The sequence below is a fragment of the Hyphomicrobium sp. genome (genome assembly GCF_041674905.1).
Taxonomy (GTDB): Bacteria; Pseudomonadota; Alphaproteobacteria; order Rhizobiales; family Hyphomicrobiaceae; genus Hyphomicrobium_B.
This window is the reverse complement of the sequence record NZ_JBAYUV010000001.1, coordinates 80,983-98,670: the sequence shown is the minus strand read 5'-3', so window position 1 is coordinate 98,670 and position 17,688 is coordinate 80,983. Positions and strand designations below refer to the sequence as shown.

The window sequence follows — 17,688 nt, the reverse complement described above, 5'->3', positions numbered from 1 at the left end:
CCGTGGCGCTGAGAGCGCTCAGCGTAGCTTATAGCAATTTTGGAAAACGCGCGGCGTGCGCGTCACGTCATACCCCGTGAGGCACTGCACGAGGTACGGCTGAGCGGAATTCTTGAAGAGGATGAACGTCGAGCGATTATCAGCGTTGCTCGCATACCCCGCAACCTCCCAACCGGATTGCAGAAGCTGCTCGATCGAGCCGGCGGGCTCATCCGCCGCGGGGTCCGCGTATGCAGCGGCGGCGCCCATCGTTGCGGCGATCGTCGCGAACGCAACACTGCTGCAGCCGGTCATCCACGACGTCATCATGTGCTTCCTTCGCTATCCGCGCTGATACTAAACGGCGGTGGACGGCGGCGCGAGGAAGATCGTGTTTTCGAAACGTCATCAAATGGCGGGCAATCGCCGACCATACCCATCGGACGCCTGAAGGAACGGCATGTTACAACCCATCACCGTCACAACCGCCGCTTGCCAGGGCACGAGCAAAACGAGGCCGGTATCAAAATAATTCACCGCAGGATAAAGCAAACCCAAAAATGCGCCGGTGACGGTGACTGTTGCCGCGACGGATCTGCGCCGAAGCGCGGGCACAGCGAAAGCGGCGCCCACCCACGTGACGGACGCGCCGACGGCTCCGGCGAGGACGCCTGTCAGATAGGACCTGTAGGCCGGCGCAATGTCGATCGTGTCGGGCGGCGGCCGGTCAATCAGGATCGCGAGGTTGACTGCGGCTTCCCACGCGATCCACGTGACGAGAACCGCCATCATCGACGCGCCGAGAGATGCTTGCCCCCAGCGCCACACGGCAAAGCCTACTACTAAGCCGAACCATAGCCCGGTCAGCACCATGTAGGCCCCGGGATTTGGAGCATCGCCAAAGCCGGAGCCCATGACGGTCGCGCCGAGACTGCCGGACACTGCACCGAGCGTGGCAAGAACCAGGACAGGATGTCGATCATGACGCGTCATGGGGAATTCATCCGAGGCAACGAGCAATCCGTGCTTGCCATGGCGCTCTTCGAGGATGGCTAGACGATGGTCGACGTGCGGAACGCAATGCTACTTCGGCGCAAATCCCGATATTTGCGAGCAGAGCACATCTGAATGTTTCTGTCCGCCTCTCGCCATTCGCACGCTGTGAAACCGAGTTCGGTTCTGCGACGTGTGGATTTGAGGTGACATCATTTCAAAAGGGCGAGCGAACCTTTGAGCACAAAGGAACGGACGCGAGTTGCGCGACGTTGACGATCCGAATGTGCATGACGACAGTCGCAATACTCAAACCGGGAGGCATGCATTATGAAAATTTGGACTTTGTCTCGCCGCGCTGGCGCTTGGTGCATGCCGGCGCGAAACGCCTGATTATACCCCGATGAAACTTGGCGGGTTGGGCACTGCGCAAACGTCAAGTCAGCGCTAGTCGCGCACTCGGTAAGATCGTCGCAATATCCTGATGCCGACCAGAACGGACGAAGCGTTCGGCAAGAGCTTCGTCCGTTTTTCTCAATCGTAGATGTACGTCACCATGAACGTGCGATCGGCCAGATTGGAGCCGGTCGGCGGGATCGGATAGCTCGTCTGCTGAGCCGCGAACACCACGTCCTGATTGAGCGTCGAATTTTTCGCGCCGGATAGCAACTTTACTTCAACGACGTTGCCCGTCTCCGACAAAAATATTCTGATCGTGACGCGGCCGTCGACATCCATCAGCTGTGGCATCGTCTGCTGCAATGCGCGGATTACACCGCGCGCGAAGGCATCGTTCAAGCCGGAACGCGTGATCCCGGGCGGACGCTGCAAACCTGCCGACCGGCCACCGCCAAACGACGGCTGCATCAGATTTTTCGGCGTCGACAGGTCGAGCGACGCCACTTTCTTCTGCGGCTTTTTCGGTGCCGGCTTGGGCGCCGCCTTCGCCACCTCATCCGCAGCCTTGGGTTTCGGCTTCGGCTTTTCCTCGCTCTTCACGTTCGCAGGATTTTCGTTCTGCAACGACAAGAGATCGGATGAGTCATCAATGGGATTCGGGTCTGCTTCTTTGGCAGCCTTCTGCTCGGGCTTTTCGACAGGCTTGGCATCGTCCGGCGGCTGCTGAGCGGGCTCCGATTTCGTTTCCTGTTCCTGCGGCTTCGGCGGCTCAGGCTCAGGCGGCTGAGGCTCTTGCTTCGCCTCGGGCTGCGGACGCGGCTGCTCGGGCTGCTGCTGTTGTGCCGGCTGCGGCGGCGGACCGGGAGGCGGCTGCGGCTCCTCGGCGACCGTGGCTCTACTCTCGAGATCGGCTTCGGTTACGAGCGACACGCTGATCGCGTTGTCGGCACCATTCTCATCGCCAACGCGCGTGGTCTTGCTGGTCACGGCACCGACGAAAAGCGACGCGTGAAGCACAGCCGCACACGCCAACGCAATCCAGAAATTGCGTTCGCGTTTGTTGCTTCCACCCCACCGCGCGAAGCCGGCGGTTGTGAGATCAGCCGTCTGATCCATTCCCCTCCGCGCCGATCCCCGTGGATCGGCCCAGCTCAAAGATTACCCGGTTGCCCGCATGCGAGCCAGAAGTGTTACATAAGCGGCGGAAATCGCCGCGACATTTGCTGTGGTTATCGCGTCCGCGTGCGCCGTGAGGTCGCGGATAGAACGCGATTCGCTCACGTGCCCCTCGTTTTCATGGGCAGCGAACGGAAGTTTTTCGAAACGGACTTGAACCGCGACTGGGAGCCGTCGATGCCCACCCGACACAACGATCCCCCGCATGCGCCAGAAAAAAGTGGCAAAACCACGAAAAGGGGCAAAATTCGAGCCGGTATCGGCGGCTGGACGTTCGAACCGTGGCGTGGCGTCTTTTACCCGGACGATCTCACGCAGGCCAAGGAACTCAGCTACGCGAGCCGGCACCTGCCGGTGATCGAGGTCAATGGCACCTATTACAGCACGCAAAAGCCGCAGACGTTCGCCCGCTGGGCCGCGGAGACGCCGGACGACTTCATCTTCACGCTCAAGGGGCCGCGCTATGCCACGAACCGGCGTGAGCTTGCGGAAGCGGGCGAGTCCATTTCGCGATTCCTGGAATCAGGCATCACAGAGCTTGGCGGAAAGCTCGGCCCCCTGCTCTGGCAGTTCGCGCCGACGAAAAAATTCGATGAAACCGACTTCGGGGCGTTTCTCGATCTGCTTCCGGAAAAATTCGACGGACGAAAGCTGCTTCACGCCATCGAAGTCCGACACGATTCATTCTCGACGCCGGCGTTCATCAAACTCGCGCAGAAGAAATCCCTCGCGATCGTGTTTGCCGACCATGTGAAATATCCGGCCATCGCGGACGTTACCGCCGATTTCGTTTACGCACGACTGCAGACGGGCAAGGATGATATCCCGACGGCCTACACGCCCAAGGCACTCAACGAATGGGCGGCGCGGGCGAAGGTCTGGGCTGAAGGCGGGGTGCCGGACGATCTGCCGGTCGTCGACCGAGATACAAAACCAAAGCAGAGAGCGCGCGATACCTTCGTGTTTTTCATTCACGAAGGAAAGGTTCGTGCGCCGCACGCGGCCATGGCGTTCATGGATCGTGTTACGCGCAAATCCCGCGCTTAATTACCCGTCCGCCGTTTGGCGCGGACGCGTTGAGGTCTGACTGTGCCCGTCTTACGCTGGCGCGCATCGAGATACCGCGCGCCTGGATAGTTGCCGCTCGGCGCACCCCAGGTGCGGATCAACTCGGCGTCGTATTCGCTGACGAGGCCGGCGCGATAGTTGCCGCGCGCATGTTCAACCTCGAAGAGCGTCTGCGCTTGCGCCGCACTTGCACAGAGACCTGCCGCAGCAATTGTTCCCAGAAAACCGATGCGTCTCATCGTTCGTACCATTGTTTAAACCGACCTCGTTGACCAGATCTCGGGGCGAGAGCGATGATGTAGCCTCAAATAGTAATCCAATTCTTCCGATCATATCATGTTGACTGCTGCCGATCGCCCACGCGGATAGTATCGCGAGAAGCATAACGGAATGTTGTCCGCCTCGACCTTGCCACGTTGCTGCAGCGAATCTGGTAAAGAGAAAAAAGAATCGGGGTTCGACGCTTTCGCTGCGCGCCCTCTCCATGCTGCATCAACGACGGAGCGAACCATGTCGGACCGGACACAACTCGCAATTGGCCGCAACTCCATTTCGGTCCCGCGCTTGACCAAGCGTGCGGTTGAAGCAGGCGCCGCAACCGCACTCACATCGTGCGTCGCGCTAATCATTCTCGTGTTGAACAACGTGCTGACGGGACGTGGCGGCTGGGTGAACGGATTCGACGTTTGGTACTCGTACATGCGTCAGCCTGCGATCCTGGGTACGATGATCCTGACAGCTTTGACGACGTCGCTATTCCTGGCCTGGCAGCGTGATCGCGGCGCGCGCTGAGTCCAAGGCAATATTTCCCGCAGCCAATGAAAAAGGCGAGGCCAACGCCTCGCCTTCGGTCTGTTCGGCCATGATAAACCAGCAGAAACCTCAGCTCTTCAGCGCGGAGTTGCACTTGCTGTAATAACCGCCGCCCTTCTGAATCCACTTCAAGCCGCCGTTGCCGTTGGTGGCTTTGTTGGCTTTGTATTGGTCGAGACACGTATGCATGCGGGCTTTGCCAGCCGACTCTTTCGCGTATTTGGAATCGACCGACTTCGGAAATACAGCACCGCCCGCCGTGGTCGTTGCCGGCTTGGCGTCAGCCTTCGTTTCCGTCGCGGCTTCGGCTCCGGCGCATTCCGTCTTGCGGAAGTCGTTCCATGATTTGCCGTTCAAAGTGCCGGCCGTTTTTGCAGTCTGGTATTTTGTGCTGCATTCTTTACTTGTCAGGGCCGAGCTTGGTGCAGCCGTGGCGAACGCAAAGGCTCCGAGCGCAGCTGCGGAGAGGAAAATGCGAGAGATCATCTGTAGTCTCCATTAGACGGCGGCGAGGCGCAGACAATCGCGCTCGGCGGGTCGGACACCTGCTAGTGGACAGGCCGTGTCGTTTTACTCCTAACGGACAATCCGGCAAACATATAAGCTTCTGGCAGGGTTGCCGAAATACGAAAGACTTGTACTTACGAAAAAGTATATTCATTCCTTCAAGATCGCGCGTTCCGACGCTCGAACTGCAGTCGCATGAACCCGGACAGAGCCATGCTCGCCCCAAGACATTCAGCCGGACATTCAGCCGGCCTGATCCTCGGTTTCGTCGCGGCCTTGGTCGCCTGGCCATGCTTCGCCGCGGCGCCATCCGAGACCGAGCCCACGGATGCGGCACGCTCGGCCGTCGCCCAAATGACTCCGCAGGACGTCGGCTCCCGCTACGGGCAGGCGCTCGGCGCCATTGAAATCTGCCCGGGCGCGCAAACGACGGTCAAGGTGCCGGCTCTCAACACGATTTATACTGGCGCCGAAATGCAGGCGTTCCAGGCGCAGGCGTCGAGAATTTTCAATGCGTGGATCAAGCTCAAGCAGTGCGCGACGGTCGACGATCCGAGCGAATGCCGGGTGGTGATCGAAGAGAGTTGCGCTGCCGCGACCATCGAGATCGGGCCTTCGGGAACTGTCTTCCCGGGGCTGCTCGATGGCGTGCGGCGGTAGGCTTGGTAAATCCTTTGTCAGCCTGCGCAGAGCGGGAATTTCGCTCTGAAAAGAAGCGAAGATAGGCCCCTTTTCGAAATCATTTGCTCCGCCCGGCGTTGCCCGCTATGGCCGGTTGCCAAAAAGGGAGCCGAACATGGCGGATCTATCGAAATTGCGGATCGGCTCGATCGGAACGGCAAGCGCTCTGGTGGTCGAGCAGCGTCTCGCACCGGCGATCGGCAGCGGCAGCGCCCCAGTTTTTGCAAGCCCGATGCTCATAGCCGTGATGGAAGCGGCGGCGGTCGATTGCATCGAAGCGCAGTTGCCGGATGGCCACCAAAGCCTGGGCGTGCATCTCGACGTCGCGCACGCCTCACCGACACCGCTCGGATTTACCGTCACGGCCACCGCGACACTCAAGTCCACCGATGGCCGCAAACTGACGTTCGATGTCGTTGCGAGCGATGGTATCGATCAGATCGGGTCGGGCTCGCACACGCGCGTCGTGGTCGATACGGCGCGGTTCATGGCTCGGTTAACAGCCAAATCCCTGCAACGACCCTAACAAAGTTCCGTCAGCCCTTGAGACGACGGAATCAGGACGTATGCTTGCGGAACATCGGCGTCTGCTTCTGGAGCTTCTAATCGATGCGACCGGGTCTTTTCTCTGCCGCGACCATTCTCTCGCTCATCCTGCTCGGAATGCCCGCTAGGGCCGCCGACTGCACGGCAAACGATTTTGCCGAGGTTGTCGACCAGTCCGGAGCAAGCCTGCGTGTTTTGACGCTCGACGCGCAGCCAAAAATCCAGGAGCGCCTCCGCCGCTACAAGGCCGCGAAGAAGCTTTCCAACGAAAGCTCCGAGGAAACGGCGCTCGAGACGGTCAGAGATTCAACCCTCGACGACCTCGATAAAAAAAGCGCCGACCTGCTGCTGACCGTCGACTCGCTCGGCCGCGTGCCCGATGGGGCGGTGCCCGATTGCTCCAAGCTCGAGCAGGTGAGGACGGCGGCGGCCGAGCTCAATAAGGTCATCAAGGCAAAGTCCGATTACATGATCCGGCGGCTCGACGAAAAAATCGCCGAGGCGGAACCGCAGGCTCCGCCAGCAAAGCCTGAGCCGGCCGCGTCCGCCGAAAAAGCCAAGCCTGAGAAGCAAGCCACGGCCGCGCCTCCGAAACGCGCCGAACCGGCTCCGCCTGTCGCCAAGCCTGCCGCGCCGTCGACTTGGACCGCCGATACGAAACCCGATGACTCCTACAACGCGCCAAACCTCGCGATGCGCGAGCAAGGCGGCCCAGCTTTGCCTGCGCCAACCGAGGCGGACGGGTATTCGATCGACGAAGTCCGCGAAGCGACGCGCGGATTCTTCGGCACGATCTCGACCAACCTCGCAAGTGTCATCGAGCATGCCTTCAAGGAATTGGGACGGCCGACAGCGTATGTGCTGGGCACCGAAGGTGGCGGCGCGTTCTTCGCGGGTCTCCGGTTCGGGAAGGGCTCGCTCTACATGCGCAACGAGCGTGACGTACGCGAGGTCTATTGGCACGGCCCGTCGGTCGGCACCGATTTTGGAGCCTCGGGATCGCGGACGCTGTTCCTCATCTATCGCATGGGCAATTCCGACGACCTCTACCGCAACTTCACCGGCATCGACGGGTCGGCTTATTTTGTCGGCGGCGTTGGCCTCACGTTGCTTAAAGGCGGGCAGGTCATCATGGCGCCGATACGGTCAGGAGTCGGCGTACGGCTTGGTGCAAACCTCGGGTACGTGCGCTTCACGCGACAGCCGACGTGGAACCCCTTCTGACGATCAAAATAAAAGGCCCGGTCAAATGCCGGGCCTTTTGGATTTCACGTCTATTGCGGAGCCAATCTCAGTAGCCGCTGGCGTAGTTGGAAGAGACGCGCCGCTGAGCTTGCCGGTAGACATATTCCCCGTTCTTGCGCCGATAGACTTTCATCAGCTTGCCGTCGATGTAGACGTAGCCCTTCGGGGCTTTCTTGCGGGCGAAGCGCGGGTCGTAGGCGGAATCGGAGCTGTTATCGCCCCAGAACCAGCTTCCCTGATTGTCAGCGTATCTCGATTTGCGATCTTCATCGTTGCGGCTCGCAATCTGGGCGCCGCCTTTCCAATTCGGACGACCGTGAACGCTGACGCGCGTCCGGCCCAAGCCGTGCCGTTGCACGAGATTGTAGAATGTCGCGGCGTTGCCCGGAGCCAGCCGAATGCATCCATGCGACGCCGGATTGCCAAGATATTTCGTGTGATAGGTTCCATGGACGGCGACGCCGCCATTGATGAAGACGGCGTGCGGCATCGGCGCCATATCGTATTTGCGCGAGTACCACATCTTCGCAGTCCATTGCGGACGAAAATTTCCGGTCGGTGTCGCGAAGGCGGCGACCCCTGATGAGATCGGCCAGCTGTAGCGTGCCTCGCCGTCGACCTTGACCGTCATCGTCTGACGCGTGAGATCGATCGAAGCGGTGAGCGTTGGCGGCAACGGCTTCGGTTTCACCGCAGGTGCCGGAGCTTCCGATTTCGCTGCGTCCTGCTCTGGCGCCGATGCGGCGCTGGCGGCGTTTTCGCTAGTTCCAGCCTCCTGAGCAGCAACAGGAACAACCGGTAGAACAGCGACCAGCAACGCTGCCAAGGTACGTGCGCGCAACATAACTCTCTCCCTACGCAATACGCGGAGCCCATCTATCTCTATCACACTATGAGATCGAGTAAGCCAGATCGTGCCTGTTATCGGGGAATATTCTAAACCAGATCCTTACGGGCGACACATTGCGCAGGCGCCCCTCGCGCAAGGGTGTCTTGAACCGACTTTGCGGCCACGAATTCCCTAAAAACCACGTTTTTTATGGCGACTTTTTAATCAGTTCGTAGCCTGCAAGCGCGCGGGCGCGGGCCTCGCCATGCTCGACGATCGGGTTCGGATATGATTTTCCGAGTTTCACACCGGCTTGCGCGAGTGTATCGGCATCGCCTTTCCAGGGTGCATGGACAATTTCCCGGGGCAAATGCGCGAGTTCAGGCACCCAGTGCCGGACATATTCGCCGTCCGGATCGAATTTCTCGCCCTGGAGGACCGGGTTGAATATACGGAAATAAGGCGCAGCGTCCGCGCCAGAACCGGCTACCCACTGCCAGCTCGCTGAATTGTTTGCGAGATCGGCATCGACGAGGGTGTCCCAAAACCAAGCCTCCCCGCTTTGCCAGGGAATGAGGAGATGCTTGATGAGAAACGACGCGGCGATCATACGCACGCGATTGTGCATATAGCCCGTCGTCCATAGCTCGCGCATCCCGGCATCGACGATCGGGTAGCCTGTTTGCCCGCGTTGCCAGGCCTTCAGACGCTTCGCGTCCTTGCGCCAGGGAAAGCCCGCGAATTCCTTGCGAAACGGCTTGTCCGGCAATTCTGGAAAATGAAACAGAAGATTGGCGGAGAACTCGCGCCAAAGAAGCTCCTTCAGAAATGTCTCCACCGATTTGTCAGAGCCATTGGTTTTGCCGCCCGCATGCACCGCCGCATGCCAGCAGGCGGCAGGCGTAATCTCGCCAAAAGCAAGGTGCGGCGATAACCGGGAGGTGCCGGACTTCGCGGGATCGTTGCGGTCTTGCGCATACGATTTCAGCGCGGTTCGCACAAAATCGGAAAGCCGCGCGCGCGCGCCGGCTTCGCCCGGCTGCCATGCGGCCGCTAGTCCCTTCGACCAATCGGGCTTCTCAGGATGCAAGGACCAGTCGCGCAGGCGTTCGCTTTTCGGCTGATGTCCAAGGCTCGTGACGCGTTCCGGCGGGCGCACGGCTTTTGCCGGAACAACGACTTTCATGAAGGCGCGAGAGAAGGGCGTGTAGACTTTGTAAAATCCGCCTTCGGCGTTTCGCATGTCCTCGGGCTCGCGAAGCAGGCGACCTCCGAAGCGGTGAAACTCAACGTTTGCCTCGCCCAGTTTTGTTTTCAGGCGCTGCTCAAGAACGACCGCCCAAGGCTCATAGCTGCGGGTGACATAAACGGCGGCGGCTCCCGTTTCCTCAACGAGGCGCAGCAATTCCGTCTCGCTGTTGCCTCGCCGGAGCACGAGGGGACTGCCGCTGCGCGCGAGATCGTTGGAAAGCGCGGCCAAACTTTCGCCAAGCCACCAGCGCGATGCGCCGCTCATCTTCCAGCAGTCCGGCGACACATCGTCGAGAATGTAGAGCGGAAGGATGGGAGCGCCGGTGCGGACAGCCGCCGCGAGCGCCGCGTGGTCGCCAAGCCGCAGGTCGTTGCGAAACCAGAGAACGATGGGCTTGTCGTGCATGGTTTTAACGCAGAGCCTCAAGCCGTTGGATTCGGATAACGCCGTCAGTGCGACTGCGTTCTTGCGGCAAGGCGTCAGTTTCCGAACAAGAAGTCGAAAATCGTCTTGGGCTTGGCGGAGCGCCGCTGACGAGACTCTCGTGATTCCCAGGACTCGTACCGCCGTTGTGGAGCGGTTGTCGCCGCAGCGACGGCGACGGTACGAAGCTGGTATTCGTCGGTTACGCCGTCAACGCTTGCGACTTGCAGGTGATCGCCGTCCCACGTCCAGGTTGCGACGCGCGCACCCTGCTTGTTCGGCTGAATTGCGATCACCTTTGCCGCCGCAATATCGACGATGGCGGCGAGTTCGGTTTCCTCGGGGCCGTTTTTGCCCGCGACGCTGCCGCCGGAGAAGCGCAGGACACCGTAGCTCGCGTAGGGCGGGGTTTTGACCTCCCACTCAAGAAGCTTTGGCAAGCCGTCGCCGATCATTTCCAGCGGCACGCGAATCTGGCCGTAGTCGTCGCTCACGGCAAAGTACGCCTTGCCGTTCTGCACGACATGCCACTTCGGAATGTCGAGGCCGGCGAGCGGTTTCTCATCGCCATCATCGACGGGCGCGCCCAATCGTTTCAGAGCATCGGCCGCGAACTGCCAGCTCGGCTTCAACTGTAGTACGCGCCGGAGATCGGCAATCGCGGTATCGGCATGGCCGCTCGCTTCCGCGATCTCGCCGCGCGCCCAAAGGCCCTCCGGCGAATTCGGATCGAGCTTGATGGCGGTTTCGACGTCTCGCGCGCCAATGTCGGGCTGGTTGTTCTGCTTGTAGACGACGGCGCGGAACGCATAGGCGACCGGCGAGCGCGGATCGAGTTCGATGGCGCGGTTCAAATCCGCATAGGCATCGTCGGAGGCTTCGGCGAAGCTGTTGGCGAGGCCGCGCCCTTCGAAAGCCGCGCTCGCGTTGGCGTCAAGCTCGATGGCGCGAGAAAAGTCTTTCAGCGCCGACGCGGTATTTGCATTCAGCAGGTAAGCGTATCCGCGGACGACATAAAGTTCGGTGTTGTTGACGTCGAAGGCGATGGCGCGGGACAAATCCTCGATCGCGTCATCGCGGAGCCCGATGGTCATGCGCGCTTCGGCGCGATTGCGGTAAGCGGAGGCAAAACGGGCGTCGGCACTGACGGCCCGCGAAAAATCGCGGATGGCGGCGTGCGGCTTGTCGGTTGCTAGATATGCGAGACCGCGCCCGGAGAGCGGCGGCGCGCTGGACGGCATCAGCTCGATCGCCTTCGTAAAATCGCGGACCGCGACCTCCGGCTTGCCGAGCTTCATCTCGGCGTTGGCGCGATTGGAATATGCGGCCGCATATCCGGGCGCGAGCACGAGCGCGCGGTCGAAGTCCTTCATCGCCTCGCCGAGCTGTCCGACAGCGACGAGCAGATTGCCGCGATTGTTGTAGGCGACGGGATACTCGGGGAACAATTCAACGGCATGGTTGAAGTCTTCGAGCGCCAGCTTCGTCTGCCCGAGACGGGCGTTGGCCACGGCGCGATCGTTGAGAATCGTGGCGCGGCGGTCGTTGGCGAGGCCGGTATCGCGCAGCGCTTCCGTATAGGCCGTCACCGCAGTCGCGACGTCGCCGCGAACCATCTCGGCAGCACCCTGCTCGGCTGCTGACGGTTGCGGCACGCCGTCGGCGGCCTTCACTCCGCCTGCGACGAAAGCCGAAGCAACGAGTATCTGCGCGAAACGTGCGAGCCGCGGCATTCTTGTCGTCACCTTTCCTGCCGGACATCAAGCGATTCGCCGTACTGTCCTCTTAAAGTGCGATTATGGCCCGGCGGCGAGCAATCGCGAACAGCCGCGGCAGTCGGCCCTTTTGACTATAGGTAGAGCCCGCGTGACGCTGCAAGCCTCGTTTCGGAGACCGGTTCGATGAACCTCTGGCTGAGGCTTTTATGGCTCCTGCTGACGGCGCGGTGGCGCGGGCCGCTTAGCCTGCCGCGCGAGTCGTCGACGCTGCGTTTCCGGGTGTGGCCGCACGATCTCGATCTTTCGTTTCATCTCAACAACGGGCGCTATCTGACGCTGATGGACCTTGGTCGGCTCGACGTCATGGTGAGGTCGGGTCTCTGGCGCGAGGTGCTGCATCACAAATGGACGCCGATCGCGAGCGCCGTCACGATACGCTTCCAGCGCGAGCTTCGCCCGTTCCAGACGTTCCGGCTCGATACCAAGTTGCTCTGTTGGGACGCGAGCCTCGTCGTGATGGAGCAAATCTTCGTCGTCGACGGCGGGCCGCGCGACGGTCAGGTTGCGGCGCGGGCGCTGTTCAAGGGCGGACTTTACGATCGTAAGGTGCGGAAGTTCGTCGAGATCGCGCGGCTGATGGCGCTGCTCGGCGTCTCGGAGACGAGTCCGTCCGCGACCGCCGAAGTCGAGGCGTTCCTGCACGCCGACGATCAGTTGAAGCAAGCGGGCCGCGTTTAATGCCGTTTGCGGCTGTAGAGGTCGGCGAGGACGGGCGGCAGCATCTCGGGCAAATCTTCCGCGATCAGGCCGATGCCGAAACGGCGCGAGCATTCGCCGTGCAGCCAGACCGCCGCGCACGCGGCTTCGAACGCCGGCATGCGTTGCGCCAAAAGTCCGAGAACGAAGCCGGCCAGCACGTCGCCAGATCCGGCCGTCGCAAGCCAGGCGGGCGCATTGGCGTTGATCGCCGCACGGCCTTCCGGCTCGGCGATCACCGTGTCGGTGCCCTTGAGGATCACAATGGCGCCGGATCGCTCGGCTGCGTGCCGCGCGCGATCGAGCTTCGAACCTTTGACGTCGCCGAACAGGCGCATGAACTCGCCGTCATGCGGCGTCATCACGACCGGCGCGGAGCGAGATTTGATCGCGGCGAACAGGCTGTCGGCGTTCAACGGCTTGTTGCTGTTGCGCACCAGGAAGCCCATGCCGGACTCGGCGCCGTCATGATCTTTGTCGCCATCGGCAAACGAGGTCAGCGCATCGGCATCAAGCACGACCGACGCCGACGATTTCAGGATTGCGAGAACGTCCGCCGCCGTTTCGGCTCCGACGGAGGCGCCGGGTCCGATTAGCACGGCATTGCGCCGCGTGTCGGCAAGAAAGGCGGTGAGCGCCGCAGGCCCCGCGACCGAGCGAACCATGATTGACGTGACTTGCGTGGCGATGATGGCGGTCGCCGTGGCGTTGCCGACAAGCGTCGCGACGCCGGCGCCCACTCTCAGCGCTCCGCGTGCGCCGAGGCGTGCGGCGCCAGTCTGCAGAGCAGGTCCCGACACGACAACGGCATGGCCGCGATCGTACTTGTGGCCACCGTCCTTGGGCCAGCGGAACGAAGAGAGCCAGAGTGGCGTCAGGTTTTCGTGCACCGCAGGCTTCAAGGTTTCGAGCACTTTATCCGGTATGCCGATCTGAGCGACGATGACCTCACCGCAGAGATCGCGGCCCGGCATCAGAAGGTGGCCGGGCTTCTTGCGGAAGAACGTCACCGTCCTGCGCGCCTGAATGACCGGCCCGTCGCTTTGCCCTGTCGAGCCATTCAGCCCGCTTGGGACATCGACGGCGATCACCGGAATGCGGCTGTCATTGACGGCCTGAACCAGTTCGGCGGCATCGCCATCGAGCGGACGCGAAAGCCCGGCGCCGAAGAGCGCGTCGATGACGATGTTCATGCTTTGCAGCGCGTCGGGCGATGCCGGGCGAATGGGCAGCGGCCAGCGACGCGCCATCTCGGCCGCGTCGCCCTTCAACGCGGCGCGTTCGCCAAGAAGAAAGACACGGACGTCGAAACCGCGATCGCGCAAATGCCGGGCCGCTACGAAGCCGTCGCCGCCATTGTTGCCGGGTCCGCAGAGGACGGCGATCCGCGCGCTCGGCCGGGCCAGATCAGCGGCGAGCTTCAATGCGGCCTCGGCGACGGCGCGGCCAGCGTTCTCCATCAGATCGAGGCTCGGGACGCCCCCGTCTGCGGCCAGCCGATCGGCCTCGGCCATCTCGGAAGTCGACAAAAGCTCGTTCATGCGCTGCGCTCGATCCTGGGTTTGCGACGGTCATGGTGCCGCGTCATCATCTGCCGCCTGAATTTAAAGCACGCGGCTTATTTTTTAGGCGTATAAGTCGGAGGTGGCTGGCTCTCAACATTCTCGACCGCAGCTAAGCCATTGACTTTTCCGGCATTCCTTATCAGTGCCAAGACTGGCACGGCCCCTGCTAGCCATTCGGCCATTGGGCAGGCGTGGGCCGCCATTTGACATCCTGTCCATCATCAAGGGGCGAAAATGAAAAAGATTGAAGCGATCATAAAGCCCTTCAAGCTCGATGAAGTGAAAGAAGCGCTACAGGAAATCGGCTTGCAAGGCATCACCGTGATCGAGGCCAAGGGGTTCGGCCGCCAGAAAGGCCATACCGAACTTTATCGCGGCGCCGAGTATGTCGTCGACTTCCTACCGAAAGTAAAAATCGAGGTCGTGTTGAGCGACGAGATGCTCGACAAGGCCGTCGAGGCCATTCAAAAGGCCGCGAAGACGGGCCGCATCGGCGACGGCAAAATCTTCATTTCGACCATTGAGGACGCCATCCGTATCCGCACCGGTGAATCCGGCCGCGACGCAATCTAACACCGCACAACCATTTCCGATTTGAGAGATCAATCGGTCAACTCGGCTCGCCCGGAGCCGTAACGCATTGCAAGACAGGGGAGTGTCTATGAAGAACGCAAGTGACGTCCTGAAATTCATCAAGGACAAGGAAGCCAAGTTCGTGGATTTCAGATTCACGGACACCAAAGGCAAAATGCAGCACGTGACGGCCGACATCAGCTGCGTCGACGACAGCGTGTTCAGCGACGGCTATGCCTTCGACGGTTCGTCGATCGCCGGTTGGAAGACGATCGAAGCGTCCGACATGACGCTGATGCCGGATCCGACGACGGCGCACGTCGATCCCTTCTTCGCGCAGACGACGGTCGTTCTGTTTTGCGACGTTCTCGAGCCGTCGACGGGTCAGCCCTATGAACGCGACCCGCGCTCGATCGCCAAGAAGGCCGAAGCCTACATGATGTCGCTTGGCCTCGGCGACAAAGTCTACTTCGGACCCGAAGCTGAATTCTTCATCTTCGACGACGTCAAGTTCTCGTCCGACATGTACTCGGTCGGCTTCAAGGTCGATTCGAACGAGCTGCCGACGAATTCGTCGGCCGACATCGAGATGGGCAACCTCGGACACCGTCCGCGCGTCAAGGGCGGTTACTTCCCGGTTCCGCCGATCGACAGCTGTCAGGACATCCGCTCGGAAATGCTGTCCGTGCTTTCGGAAATGGGCGTCGCGGTCGAGAAGCATCACCATGAAGTTGCCGCCGCCCAGCACGAGCTCGGCGTCAAGTTCGGCCCGATGATCATGATGGCCGATCATATGCAGATCTATAAATACGTCGTGCACAGCGTCGCCCAGGCCTACGGCAAGACGGCGACGTTCATGCCGAAGCCGATCTTCGGCGACAACGGCTCGGGCATGCACGTCCACCAGTCGATCTGGAAGGGCGGACAGCCGATGTTCGCGGGCGACAAGTACGCCGACCTTTCGCAGATGTGCCTCTACTACATCGGCGGCATCCTGAAGCACGCCAAGGCCATCAACGCGTTCTCGAACCCGCTGACGAACTCCTACAAGCGCCTCGTGCCGGGTTACGAAGCGCCCGTTCTGCTCGCTTATTCGGCGCGCAACCGTTCGGCGTCGTGCCGCATCCCGCACGTTTCGAATCCGAAAGCGAAGCGTGTCGAAGTTCGCTTCCCCGATCCCGGCGCCAACCCCTATCTCGCATTCACGGCGATGCTGATGGCGGGCCTCGACGGCATCCAGAACAAGATCGATCCGGGTCCTGCGATGGACAAGAACCTTTACGACCTGCCGCCGGCCGAGCTTGCGAAGATCCCGACGGTCGCGGCTTCCTTGCGCGAAGCTCTCGACAGCCTCGACAAGGATCGCGACTTCCTCAAAGCGGGCGGTGTCATGAACGACGACATGATCGACGCTTACATCGCGCTGCGCATGGAAGAGAACATGCGCTACGAGATGACGCCGCATCCGGTCGAGTACGACATGTACTATTCGGTCTGAGGCGGCCGACAGTTTCCAGGCACTACCCTCACGGGCGGCTCGAAAGGGCCGCCCTTTTCCGTTCTGGCGGGAGCGTCAGTAATACAGCAGCACGCCGGCGCACATCGCGATCAAAACGTAATAGAAAAACTGGCGCTCGCGGACGAGGAACCATGTCACCACGCGGCGCGGGATATCAGCCCAGTTGTATCGGCCGAGCGAGCCAAGCATCAAGCCGAACACCAAGCCCAACATCACCGAGTTGAATTGCAGGCCGTCGGCCAGGGCTTTGAGATTGTCTGGCGCATGTCCGGACACCCACGGCAGAAGCGCAATAAGAAGCGCCGCCGTCATCGCACCGAAAGCCAACACAGAAAAAAAAGAAAGAACCGATCGCATCATCGCACGCACCTTGCGCGGGGCTGAGCCACTGCACAAAGCAGGCTCCGTTTCGACCTTTGCAAGCTAGCGCGACGACGCAAACAATCTGTTAACCACGCGCAGCGGCGCGGCGCTCGCGCCTTTCGAGGAGCACGACCGCGACACCGCAAACGATCATCAGTCCGGTCATGATCGCGACGAAGCCGTTGACCGGCGATACGGTCATCGCCACGCCGGCGGCAAAGGGACCGATGATCGAGCCGCCCTGATACATGAGAAGGAATGCGGCGTTGGCGGCCGCGAGATCTCCTGGCCCGATGCGCTCTCCAATGACCGCGAGGCCCAATGTATAGAAGCCGAGGATAACGCCCCCGATCAGGAAGGCGACGACCCGCGCCGCGTCGAAATTTGTCAGGACGAACGGCAACAGCAGCACAAGCAGAACGAACGCAACCGCGAGGCCGAGCGTTACGGCATGGCGCGAGACCTTGTCTGACAACCAGCCAATCGGGAACTGCAAAGCGATGCCGCCGATGGTCATCGCACTGAGCAGACCCAGCGCTTCGTTCTGTGACAGCCCGGCCGCGAGCCCAACGTTTGGAATGAGCGACAGGTTGGTGATTTCGGCGAAACCACCAATGAACGCTGCCGCCATCGCGGCCGGCGCCATCCGGAGAGCAGAGATCGCATGGTGCGACCCGTCATGGCAAAATTCCGGCGCAAACTGACGGGCCAGCAAGATCGGCAGGGTCGCAAACGCCGAACCTACGCTGCCGACGATGAACGGCCACGGCCCGTCGAGGCCGAGATTTTGCAAAACGAACGGACCGGTCGCAAACCCCGTGAAGAACACGATCGCATAAACGGCGATGACCCGGCCGCGCGTCGACTCCTCCGATACGGAATTGATCCACGTCTCGCCCGCGAGCCATGGTAGCGCAAAACCGACGCTCATCAGCAATCGGATGATCAGCCACGCCGAAGGCGATTGGAATGCATAGAGCGCAGCAAATCCAGCGGCGCCGACGAGGCATCCGAATGCGATGGCGGTGACTGGGCCAAGCCTCATGACCACGCGCGGCAAAATCGGAAGAGCCAACAGCACGGCAATCGCAGGCACCGCGCCTGCGAGCCCGATCATCCATTTGGGCTGAGCCCAAGCCTCGAACGACAAAGCCGTCAGCGGAAACCCGATGCCGAATGAAAGACCGACGCCGAACGCCGTCGCGGTGACGGCGGCAAGACTGAGAAGGCGCTGAGCGGCGGTAAGGCCGAGTTCGTTGGTGCTTGTCATCCGGTTCCCTTAG

General features: G+C 61.1%; 19 protein-coding genes. 8 read left to right on the top strand and 11 right to left on the bottom strand.

What is annotated here, in order from left to right:
• Positions 1 to 18: 18 nt before the first annotated feature.
• From WC026_RS00500 to WC026_RS00490, 3 genes are all read right to left on the bottom strand, one after another.
• A complete protein-coding gene (locus tag WC026_RS00500) occupies positions 19 to 309 on the bottom strand; it encodes a hypothetical protein (protein WP_372708830.1) in 291 nt (96 codons plus the stop codon).
• Positions 310 to 387: 78 nt separating this feature from the next.
• Positions 388 to 972, bottom strand: a complete 585-nt coding sequence (locus WC026_RS00495; RefSeq protein WP_372708829.1) for a hypothetical protein — start codon at positions 970 to 972, stop codon at positions 388 to 390.
• Between the two features lie 534 nt (positions 973 to 1,506).
• The gene (locus tag WC026_RS00490; RefSeq protein WP_372708828.1) at positions 1,507 to 2,487 is read right to left on the bottom strand and encodes an energy transducer TonB; all 981 of its coding nucleotides are present in this window, start codon (positions 2,485 to 2,487) and stop codon (positions 1,507 to 1,509) included.
• A gap of 237 nt (positions 2,488 to 2,724) precedes the next feature.
• Between WC026_RS00490 and WC026_RS00485 the strand changes: the two genes are divergently transcribed.
• Positions 2,725 to 3,594, top strand: a complete 870-nt coding sequence (locus WC026_RS00485; RefSeq protein ID WP_372708827.1) for a DUF72 domain-containing protein — start codon at positions 2,725 to 2,727, stop codon at positions 3,592 to 3,594.
• Here WC026_RS00485 and WC026_RS00480 read toward each other — a convergent pair.
• Entirely contained in the window at positions 3,591 to 3,854 is a 264-nt protein-coding gene (locus WC026_RS00480) for a peptidase M48 (RefSeq protein ID WP_372708826.1), read from the bottom strand. The two genes, WC026_RS00485 and WC026_RS00480, sit on opposite strands and share 4 nt — an antisense overlap.
• Before the next feature lie 271 nt (positions 3,855 to 4,125).
• On the opposite strand from WC026_RS00480, the gene WC026_RS00475 reads away from it, so the two are divergent.
• Entirely contained in the window at positions 4,126 to 4,407 is a 282-nt protein-coding gene (locus WC026_RS00475; RefSeq protein ID WP_372708825.1) for a hypothetical protein, read from the top strand.
• A 90-nt stretch (positions 4,408 to 4,497) separates the two neighbouring features.
• Here WC026_RS00475 and WC026_RS00470 read toward each other — a convergent pair whose 3' ends face one another.
• Positions 4,498 to 4,914 carry a hypothetical protein gene (locus tag WC026_RS00470; protein WP_372708824.1) on the bottom strand — a complete coding sequence of 139 codons (417 nt, stop codon included), beginning with the start codon at positions 4,912 to 4,914 and terminating at the stop codon, positions 4,498 to 4,500.
• A gap of 216 nt (positions 4,915 to 5,130) precedes the next feature.
• Between WC026_RS00470 and WC026_RS00465 the strand changes: the two genes are divergently transcribed.
• The 3 genes from WC026_RS00465 to WC026_RS00455 all read left to right on the top strand — a co-directional run bounded on the left by WC026_RS00465 (position 5,131) and on the right by WC026_RS00455 (position 7,386).
• On the top strand, positions 5,131 to 5,595 hold the full coding sequence (locus tag WC026_RS00465) for a hypothetical protein (RefSeq protein WP_372708823.1): 465 nt from the start codon (positions 5,131 to 5,133) through the stop codon (positions 5,593 to 5,595).
• A gap of 136 nt (positions 5,596 to 5,731) precedes the next feature.
• On the top strand, positions 5,732 to 6,142 hold the full coding sequence (locus WC026_RS00460; protein ID WP_372708822.1) for a thioesterase family protein: 411 nt from the start codon (positions 5,732 to 5,734) through the stop codon (positions 6,140 to 6,142).
• 83 nt (positions 6,143 to 6,225) lie between these two features.
• Positions 6,226 to 7,386, top strand: a complete 1,161-nt coding sequence (locus WC026_RS00455) for a DUF1134 domain-containing protein (protein ID WP_372708821.1) — start codon at positions 6,226 to 6,228, stop codon at positions 7,384 to 7,386.
• 67 nt (positions 7,387 to 7,453) lie between these two features.
• Here WC026_RS00455 and WC026_RS00450 read toward each other — a convergent pair whose 3' ends face one another.
• The 3 genes from WC026_RS00450 to WC026_RS00440 form a co-directional block, all read right to left on the bottom strand.
• Complete coding sequence (locus WC026_RS00450) at positions 7,454 to 8,251, bottom strand: L,D-transpeptidase (protein ID WP_372708820.1); 798 nt, start codon at positions 8,249 to 8,251, stop codon at positions 7,454 to 7,456.
• A 193-nt stretch (positions 8,252 to 8,444) separates the two neighbouring features.
• A complete protein-coding gene (locus tag WC026_RS00445) occupies positions 8,445 to 9,893 on the bottom strand; it encodes a deoxyribodipyrimidine photo-lyase (RefSeq protein WP_372708819.1) in 1,449 nt (482 codons plus the stop codon).
• A 74-nt stretch (positions 9,894 to 9,967) separates the two neighbouring features.
• A complete protein-coding gene (locus tag WC026_RS00440) occupies positions 9,968 to 11,644 on the bottom strand; it encodes a tetratricopeptide repeat protein (protein ID WP_372708818.1) in 1,677 nt (558 codons plus the stop codon).
• 168 nt (positions 11,645 to 11,812) lie between these two features.
• Here WC026_RS00440 and WC026_RS00435 point away from each other — a divergent pair, with 168 nt between their 5' ends.
• The gene (locus WC026_RS00435) at positions 11,813 to 12,367 is read left to right on the top strand and encodes a thioesterase family protein (RefSeq protein ID WP_372708817.1); all 555 of its coding nucleotides are present in this window, start codon (positions 11,813 to 11,815) and stop codon (positions 12,365 to 12,367) included.
• Here WC026_RS00435 and WC026_RS00430 read toward each other — a convergent pair.
• Positions 12,364 to 13,926 (bottom strand): NAD(P)H-hydrate dehydratase, encoded by a 1,563-nt coding sequence (locus WC026_RS00430; protein ID WP_372708816.1) that lies wholly within the window; start codon positions 13,924 to 13,926, stop codon positions 12,364 to 12,366. The two genes, WC026_RS00435 and WC026_RS00430, sit on opposite strands and share 4 nt — an antisense overlap.
• A 258-nt stretch (positions 13,927 to 14,184) precedes the next feature.
• On the opposite strand from WC026_RS00430, the gene WC026_RS00425 reads away from it, so the two are divergent.
• The gene (locus WC026_RS00425) at positions 14,185 to 14,523 is read left to right on the top strand and encodes a P-II family nitrogen regulator (protein ID WP_013216177.1); all 339 of its coding nucleotides are present in this window, start codon (positions 14,185 to 14,187) and stop codon (positions 14,521 to 14,523) included.
• A gap of 88 nt (positions 14,524 to 14,611) precedes the next feature.
• Positions 14,612 to 16,021, top strand: a complete 1,410-nt coding sequence (gene glnA, locus WC026_RS00420; RefSeq protein ID WP_372708815.1) for a type I glutamate--ammonia ligase — start codon at positions 14,612 to 14,614, stop codon at positions 16,019 to 16,021.
• A gap of 75 nt (positions 16,022 to 16,096) precedes the next feature.
• Here glnA and WC026_RS00415 read toward each other — a convergent pair whose 3' ends face one another.
• The gene (locus WC026_RS00415; protein ID WP_372708908.1) at positions 16,097 to 16,402 is read right to left on the bottom strand and encodes a hypothetical protein; all 306 of its coding nucleotides are present in this window, start codon (positions 16,400 to 16,402) and stop codon (positions 16,097 to 16,099) included.
• Positions 16,403 to 16,490: 88 nt separating this feature from the next.
• Positions 16,491 to 17,675 carry an MFS transporter gene (locus WC026_RS00410; protein WP_372708814.1) on the bottom strand — a complete coding sequence of 395 codons (1,185 nt, stop codon included), beginning with the start codon at positions 17,673 to 17,675 and terminating at the stop codon, positions 16,491 to 16,493.
• Positions 17,676 to 17,688 lie beyond the last annotated feature (13 nt).